Origin of the sequence: Hydrogenophaga sp. (genome assembly GCF_026125825.1) — a bacterium.
Lineage (GTDB): Bacteria > Pseudomonadota > Gammaproteobacteria > Burkholderiales > Burkholderiaceae_C > Hydrogenophaga.
In genome coordinates this window covers 20,372-27,408 of the sequence record NZ_JAHCKK010000060.1, presented here as the reverse complement: position 1 = coordinate 27,408, position 7,037 = coordinate 20,372, and the positions used below count along the sequence as shown (strand labels likewise).

8 protein-coding genes are annotated in these 7,037 nt (G+C 66.4%); 2 read left to right on the top strand and 6 right to left on the bottom strand.

The genetic code is table 11. The features are described from left to right. From KIT86_RS17550 to KIT86_RS17525, 6 genes are all read right to left on the bottom strand, one after another. Positions 1 to 417: response regulator (locus KIT86_RS17550; RefSeq protein WP_297400697.1), on the bottom strand; the 417-nt coding region annotated here is incomplete at its 3' end. Positions 418 to 430: 13 nt separating this feature from the next. Beyond that, complete coding sequence (cheD, locus tag KIT86_RS17545; RefSeq protein ID WP_297400695.1) at positions 431 to 1,087, bottom strand: chemoreceptor glutamine deamidase CheD; 657 nt, start codon at positions 1,085 to 1,087, stop codon at positions 431 to 433. Next, positions 1,074 to 1,925, bottom strand: coding sequence for a CheR family methyltransferase (locus KIT86_RS17540; RefSeq protein ID WP_297400693.1), 852 nt, complete (start codon positions 1,923 to 1,925; stop codon positions 1,074 to 1,076). The genes cheD and KIT86_RS17540 overlap by 14 nt, the downstream gene beginning before the upstream one ends. Positions 1,926 to 2,004: 79 nt before the next feature. Then, a complete protein-coding gene (locus tag KIT86_RS17535; RefSeq protein WP_297400691.1) occupies positions 2,005 to 4,137 on the bottom strand; it encodes a chemotaxis protein CheW in 2,133 nt (710 codons plus the stop codon). Between the two features lie 117 nt (positions 4,138 to 4,254). Beyond that, positions 4,255 to 4,617: a response regulator gene (locus KIT86_RS17530; RefSeq protein WP_297400689.1), complete on the bottom strand. Its 363-nt coding sequence runs from the start codon at positions 4,615 to 4,617 to the stop codon at positions 4,255 to 4,257. Positions 4,618 to 4,678: 61 nt separating this feature from the next. Then, positions 4,679 to 5,122 carry a hypothetical protein gene (locus KIT86_RS17525; RefSeq protein WP_297400687.1) on the bottom strand — a complete coding sequence of 148 codons (444 nt, stop codon included), beginning with the start codon at positions 5,120 to 5,122 and terminating at the stop codon, positions 4,679 to 4,681. Positions 5,123 to 5,280: 158 nt separating this feature from the next. Here KIT86_RS17525 and KIT86_RS17520 point away from each other — a divergent pair, with 158 nt between their 5' ends. Together KIT86_RS17520 and KIT86_RS17515 are read left to right on the top strand one after the other, a co-directional pair. Then, positions 5,281 to 6,429: a response regulator gene (locus KIT86_RS17520; RefSeq protein WP_297400686.1), complete on the top strand. Its 1,149-nt coding sequence runs from the start codon at positions 5,281 to 5,283 to the stop codon at positions 6,427 to 6,429. Further along, positions 6,407 to 7,036 (top strand): response regulator transcription factor, encoded by a 630-nt coding sequence (locus tag KIT86_RS17515; protein ID WP_297400685.1) that lies wholly within the window; start codon positions 6,407 to 6,409, stop codon positions 7,034 to 7,036. The genes KIT86_RS17520 and KIT86_RS17515 overlap by 23 nt, the downstream gene beginning before the upstream one ends. Position 7,037: the final 1 nt, after the last annotated feature.

Genomic DNA, 7,037 nt, shown 5'->3' with positions numbered 1-7,037 from the left:
CGCCAGCCGCTTCACATGGGCCTTGGCCGCCACGCGGATCTTGTCGACGATGTCGCCTGCCAGCTCGTTGAGGCCACTGCTCACGCCGATGCGCGGCTTGGCCACGAAATCGACCGCGCCCATCTCCAGCGCGCGCAGCGTGATCTCGGCACCTTGCTCGGTCAGGGTGGAGACCATCACCACCGGCATCGGCCGCAGGCGCATGAGGCGCGAGAGGAATTCCAGGCCGTCCATGCGCGGCATTTCCACGTCGAGCGTGATGACGTCCGGGTTGAGTTCGCGGATCATCTCGCGCGCCACCAGCGGGTCGCTGGCCGCACCGATGCAGGCCATGTCGGGCTGCCGGTTGATGATTTCGGTGAGCAGGCTGCGCACCAGGGCCGAGTCGTCGACCACGACGACCTTGATCTTTGCCATGTTGTTTTCTCCCTTAGAACAGGTCCACCGAGCCGCCGGCCGTGGCCTTGACCACGACGGCCGCACTGGCCTTGCGTTCCTGGGTCTCGATGGTTTCGGGGTGCGAGTGCGCCAGGCGCTTGACCATGGCCTTGCCCGTGGCGGGGAAGTAGCACACCTTGCGCGGGTAGATGTCGAGCACGTCCTTGGAAACCACGGCGATGCGCTCGGTCTGCAGGTAGTCGAGCACGAAGGCGGTGTTGCGCTCCCCGACGTTCATGGTGGTGAAGGTGTGCATCACCTGGCCGCCACCGAACACCTTGGCCTGCATGGTCTCGCGCCGGGCGCCGAGCTTGATCATCTCGTTGATCAGCAGTTCCATCGCGTAGGAGCCGTATCGGCCGCTCGAATCGTTGCCACCGTCGGGCAGCATGAAATGGTTCATGCCTCCGACGCGCACGCGCGGGTCCCAGATGCAGGCGGCGATGCAGGAGCCCAGCACCGTCATCACCACCAGGTCGTCGCCGGTCACGAAATACTCGCCGGGCAGCACCTTGACCGCGTCGTGCTTGAAGTGGTGGTCGTGGTAGAAGAAACTGGCCTCGCCAGGTTTGGGGGAACGCGCCTTGAGAGCCGCCAGACGGGTGTTGCCCGCCGCGGGGCGCGTGGCAACGGCATCAAATGCGCTCATACACGGTCTTTCCGCGAAGGGCAAAGAGGCTGCGGGCGTCGCTGAAGTTCTCCGCGTGGCCCACGAACAGCATGCCGCCAGGCTTCATCACGCGATGGATGCGCTCGAGCACGGCGCGCTGCGTCGCCGCGTCGAAGTAGATCATCACGTTGCGGCAGAACACCACGTCGAAGGGCTCGCGAAAGGGCAGGTTCTCGATCAGGTTGACGCTGAGGAATTCCATGTGCTTCTGCAGTTCGGGCTTCACGCGCATCAGGCCGGCGTTGCCCGCCTTGCCGCGCATGAAGAAACGCTGCAGGCGTTCCGGGCTCAGGCCTTTGACGCCGTCGGCCTTGTAGATGCCGCGCTGCGCGGTGGCCAGCACCTTGGTGTCGATGTCGCTGTTGACGATCTGGAAGCTGCCCGAGGTGCCCAGCGCCTCGGTGGCCGTCATGGCGATGGAGTAGGGCTCCTCGCCGGTGGAGGCGGCCGAGCACCAGATGCGCCAGGCCTGCGTGCGCTTGGCGGCCAGCAAGTCGTGCAGGATGCCGAAGTGGTGCGATTCGCGGAAGAACGCGGTGAGGTTCGTGGTCAGCGCGTTGATGAACTCCTGCCACTCGGCACCGTCGTGCTTCTCCAGCCAGTCGAGGTAGGTCTTGAAGCTGTCGTGGCCGGTCTCGCGCAGGCGGCGAGAGACACGGCTGTAGACCATGGCGTGCTTGCCGTCGTGCAGGCTGATGCCGGCCTTCTTGTAGATCAGGGCCTTGATGCGCGTGAAGTCGTCGTTGGACCAGACGAATTCGCGGCCTTCGGTCAGGGGGCCGTCTTCGGGGGCGGACCGTGCCTTGTCCAGAAGCACCGCGGAACCGGCTGCGCCGGGCCGCTGGTGTTGCCCCCTCGAGGGGGTCGCGCGAAGCGCGGAGGGGGTGTTCAACATATCAATGGCGCGAGCGGCGCACCAGACCGGAGGTGTCCAGGATCAGGGCGACCTTGCCGTCGCCCAGGATGGTGGCGCCCGAGACATTGGGCACCTTGCGGTAGTTGGACTCCAGGTTCTTGATCACCACCTGCTGCTGGCCCAGCAGTTCATCCACCATCAGCGCCACGCGCGAGCCTTCGGCCTCGACCACCACCATGATGGGGCTGGTGCCGTTGAATTCGAAGCGCGGCACCTGGAACACGCGCTCGAGTTCGACCACGGGCATGTACTCTTCGCGCACCTTCACCACCTGGGCGCCTTGCGCCATGGTGTTGATGTCGCTCGGCTTGATCTGGAACGATTCGATCACGTTGGACAGCGGCAGGATGTACACCTCGTCGCTCACGCGCACCGACATGCCGTCCATGATGGCCAGCGTCAGTGGCAGGCGCACCGAGACGCGCATGCCGAAGCCCTCGGCCGAATCGATCTCCACCGTGCCGTTGAGCGCGGTGATGTTCTTCTTGACCACGTCCATGCCCACCCCGCGGCCGGACACGTCGGTCACTTCCTCGGCGGTGGAGAAGCCGGGCGCGAAGATCAGGTTCCAGACTTCGCTGTCGGTCAGCGTGTCGGGCGCGTCGATGCCCTTCTCGCGGGCCTTGTGCAGCAGTTTCTCGCGCGAGAGGCCCTTGCCGTCGTCGCGCACCTCGATCAGGATCGAGCCGCCCTCGTGCGTGGCCGACAGCGTGATCGTGCCGCTCTCGCTCTTGCCCTTGGCGCGGCGCTCTTGCGGCATCTCGATGCCGTGGTCGCAGCTGTTGCGGATCAGGTGGGTCAGGGGGTCGGTGATCTTCTCCACCAGGCCTTTGTCGAGCTCGGTCGATTCGCCCTGCGTGACGAGCTCCACCTTCTTGCCCAGCTTGGTGGCGAGGTCGCGCAGCATGCGGGGGAAGCGGTTGAAGACCACGGACATGGGGATCATGCGGATCGACATCACCGCTTCCTGCAGGTCGCGGGTGTTGCGGTCCAGGTCGGCCAGGCCGGCCAGCAGGGGCTGGTTGTCCTTGTCGTCGAGCTCGCGGCTCTTCTGCGCGAGCATGGCCTGGGTGATGACGAGTTCGCCCACCAGGTTGATGAGCTGGTCCACCTTGCTCACCGAGACGCGCAAGGTGCTCGATTCGAGGCCGGCTCCGGCGGGGGCGCGGGCCTCCACCTTGGGCGCGGCCTTGGGGGCAGCCCCCTCGGCGGGTGCGGCAGCGCGCGCCGGCACGCCGGGAGCCCCTTCGAAGAAGCCGTAGTCGCGGCCTTCGGTCGTCGGGTTCGGGTGGCCGGAGCCCATGGGCTCGCCGTCTTCGCCGATGGTGATGTTCGGCGCCTGCTGCGCCTGTTGTTCCACGATGCGGATGTCGTCCTTGCCCACATGGAAGGTGAACAGGTCCATCAGGTCGCTGTCGCTGGCCGAGGTGCGGGCGCGCCAGACGCGGCGGGTGCTCAGGTCGCAGGGCAGGGGCTCGATGGTGCCCAGGCCGGGAATGTCGCGGAACAGCTCGGCGATGCCGTCGGCCGAGGCCGGGTTGTCCAGCGGGCCGACGTGGATTTCCAGCTCGCGCTCGGCCTTGGCGGCCTTGCGCACCGGAGCGGGTGCGGCCACGGGTGCGGGCGCGGGTGCCGCGGCCACCACCACCGGAGCCGGCGCCGGCGCTTCCTGCGCGTGGGCTTCGGCCTCTTCGCCATGGGCCAGCACGCTGATGCGCGCCACCAGGGCCGCCGTGGCGGGAGGCTCGCCGGCGCGCCCCTGGTGGGCGCCGAGCAGGCCGCGCAACGCGTCGGACGATTCCAGCAGCACGTCCACCATGGCGGCCGTGGGCGTCAGTTCGTGGCGGCGCAGCTTGTCCAGCAGCGACTCCATCTGGTGCGTGAGTTCGGCCACGTCGGCAAAGCCGAAGGTGGCCGCGCCTCCCTTGATCGAGTGCGCGCAGCGGAAGATGGCGTTGAGCTCCTCGTCGTCGGCCTTCTCCAGGTCGAGCGCGAGCAGCATCTGCTCCATCTGGTCGAGGTTCTCGCCGGCTTCTTCAAAAAAGATCGAGTAGAACTGGCTCAGGTCGATGTCGTTGCCGAGGTTCTGGCCCTCGTTCATCATTTCACCCATGGTGAAACTCCTTGCGTGCGGTGGTGGCTTGGCGTGCCTGGTCGAGGGGCACCGGAGAACCGGCTTGGTGCCCCGTCGAGGGGGTGGCGCAAAGCTCTGCGGGGGTGTTTTCCATGGTTAGCGGATGACTTTCTGGATCACTTCGATCAGGCGACCCGGATCAAATGGCTTGACCAGCCACCCGGTGGCGCCGGCCGCGCGGCCGAGCTGCTTCATCTGGTCGCTGGACTCGGTGGTCAGGATCAGGATGGGCACGGTCTTGAACTTGCTGTGCTCGCGCAGCTTGCGCGTGAGGCCCAGCCCGTCCATGTTGGGCATGTTCTGGTCGGTCAGCACCAGGTCGATGCTGTGCGTCTGGGCTTTTTCCCAGGCGTCCTGACCGTCCACGGCCTCGACCACGTGGTAGCCCGCCCCAGTGAGGGTGAAGGACACCATTTTTCGCATGGACGCCGAGTCGTCTACGGCAAGAATCGATCGCATGGCTTACTCCGTTTGGAATCAAATATCGGCAATTGGGGCAAAGGCTTGAATCGGCCTGTGCTCAGAACAGGTCGATGGAACCGGCGTCCATCTCGCTTTGGGTCACGGGGCTGGGGCGCTCGGGCATGGGGTCGACGTCCATCGGCACCTCGCCTTCCTCGGGCTCCATGGTCTGGTCGGCCAGGCGCCAGGCGCAGCTTTGCAGCACCTTGCCGGTGTGCACGATCAGCTGGGTCGCCATGTCGTGAAACTGCAATTCGGTCACGGCCTGGTGCAGGGTCTGGCGGATCGGCCCGAGCTCCTCGCCCCGTTCGGCGCTGAGGTGGCCCAGGGCCCGGTTGGCCGAACCAAAGCGTTCCAGCAGGTTGCTGGTGGCGTGGTCGAGCAGGCCTTCGAGGCGCTGCAGGTCCGTCATGGCCATGAGCAGCGAATCCTGGAGGTCGGCCACCAGATTCACGGGCAGGGAGACAGACGGCGGGGTCTGCTGCATCGTCGGTAGTTCCATGGTGGGTGGTGGGGCGCTCGGCGACTGGGTGGGGATTACAATTTTCAACAGCTGTCCGACCCTGTATCGACAGATAACGGGCCGAATTCAGCACCAATTTCCGCGTTGCCGGCCCAGCCCTGGGCGCAAAGTGGCATTCATCCCCCGAGAACAGCAGCATGAGCGGACCGTCTCCCACCCCGGACAAGCGCTTTGTCCGCATCCTCCATCTGGAGGATTCGCGGGTGGACCACGCACTCGTGAAATTCGCCCTGCAGCGCAGCCAGCTCGCCAGCGAGGTGGTGCTGGTGGACACGCTGGAGGACTTCCGCCGCGAACTGCAGAGCGCCCCCTACGACATCGTGCTGGCCGATTACCACCTGCCCGGCTTCACCGGCATGGACGCCTGGGACGAGGTGCGGGCGATGAAGCTGGACATCCCCTTCGTCATCCTCTCCGGTGCCATCGGTGAAACGGCGGCGGTCGATGTCATGCACCGGGGCGTGAGCGATTACTTGCTCAAGGACAGCATGCACCGCCTCTCGCACGTGATCGAGCGTGCCATCGAGGTCAGCGAAACCCGCCGTGCCAAGGCCGCGGCCGACGCCGAACTGGCCGAGTCGCGCCGCCGCCTGGCCGAACTGGCCGAGCACTTGCAGACCAGCATCGAGCAGGAGCGCGCCGACATCGCGCGCGAGATCCACGACGACATCGGTGGCGCGCTGGCCGCCGTCAAGCTGGACCTGGCCTGGGTCGGCCGGCACGTGGAGCAGGACGATATCCAGCGCCACCTGGGCTCGGCCATGGAGATGCTGCAGCACGCCCTGGGCGCGAGCCAGCGCATCATGATGAACCTGCGCCCGCCCATCCTCGACCAGGGCCTGGTCGCCGCCGTGCTCTGGCTGGCCTCGGGCTTCGAGCGGCGCACCGGCCTTCGGGTGGTGGTGCGGCGCTCCTCCGAGACGCTGGACGTGCCGCGCGAACTCCAGCTGGTGGCCTACCGCACCGCCCAGGAAGCCATGACCAATGTGCAGAAGCACGCCGAGGCCAGCGCGGTCGACATCGACCTGAGCGACCGCGAAGGCGTGCTGACCCTTGAAGTGACCGACAACGGGAAGGGCCTGGACGCGCACGCCCTGCGCAAGGCCAAGTCCTTTGGCCTGCTCGGCCTGCGCGAGCGCGCCGCCAAGGTGGGTGGCTGGCTCGACGTGAGCTCCTCGCCCCGGGGCACCTCGGTCATTCTGTCGATACCCTTGCAGACTTCCAGCAACCCGCACAATGCGGCCCAGGCCGACGAGGAGCCCCATGATCAAGGTGATTTTGTGTGACGACCACGCCATGGTGCGGCGCGGCATCCGCGACACCATTTCGGAAGCCACCGACATCCAGGTGGTCGGCGAGGCCGGCAGCTACCCCGAACTGCGCGACGTGATGCGCAAGGTCGAGTGCGACGTGCTCGTGCTCGACCTCAACATGCCCGGGCGCGGGGGCCTGGAGGTGCTGGGCGCGCTCAAGGAGGAGGGCTCTGCCGTCAAGACCCTGGTGGTCTCCATGTACCCGGAAGACCAGTACGCCATCCGCTGCCTGCGCGCGGGCGCGCGAGGCTACCTGAACAAGGCGGGCGAGCCCGCCGAGCTGGTGGCCGCCATCCGCACCGTGATGCAGGGCCGCAAGTACGTGACGGCCGACGTCGCGCAGATGCTGGTGGACACGCTCAACGCCCCCGAAAGCGAAGAGCTGCACGCCAGCCTGTCCGAGCGCGAACTGCAGACCCTGCAGAAGATCGCCTCGGGCAAGAAGCTCTCGGACATCGCCGAAGAACTCATGCTCAGCCCCAAGACCGTGAGCGTCTACCGCGCGCGCGTGCTCGAAAAGCTGCACCTGGCCAACAACGCCGAACTCACCGTCTACGCGATCCGAAACGGCATCGTGTAGC

Bases quoted from the DNA above. Each gene is read 5' to 3' on its own strand.
- cheD (WP_297400695.1), bottom strand. From the start codon at position 1,087: ATGAGCGCATTTGATGCCGTTGCCACGCGCCCCGCGGCGGGCAACACC.
- KIT86_RS17535 (WP_297400691.1), bottom strand. From the start codon at position 4,137: ATGGGTGAAATGATGAACGAGGGCCAGAACCTCGGCAACGACATCGAC.
- KIT86_RS17530 (WP_297400689.1), bottom strand. From the start codon at position 4,617: ATGCGATCGATTCTTGCCGTAGACGACTCGGCGTCCATGCGAAAAATG.
- KIT86_RS17525 (WP_297400687.1), bottom strand. From the start codon at position 5,122: ATGGAACTACCGACGATGCAGCAGACCCCGCCGTCTGTCTCCCTGCCC.
- KIT86_RS17520 (WP_297400686.1), top strand. From the start codon at position 5,281: ATGAGCGGACCGTCTCCCACCCCGGACAAGCGCTTTGTCCGCATCCTC.
- KIT86_RS17515 (WP_297400685.1), top strand. From the start codon at position 6,407: ATGATCAAGGTGATTTTGTGTGACGACCACGCCATGGTGCGGCGCGGC.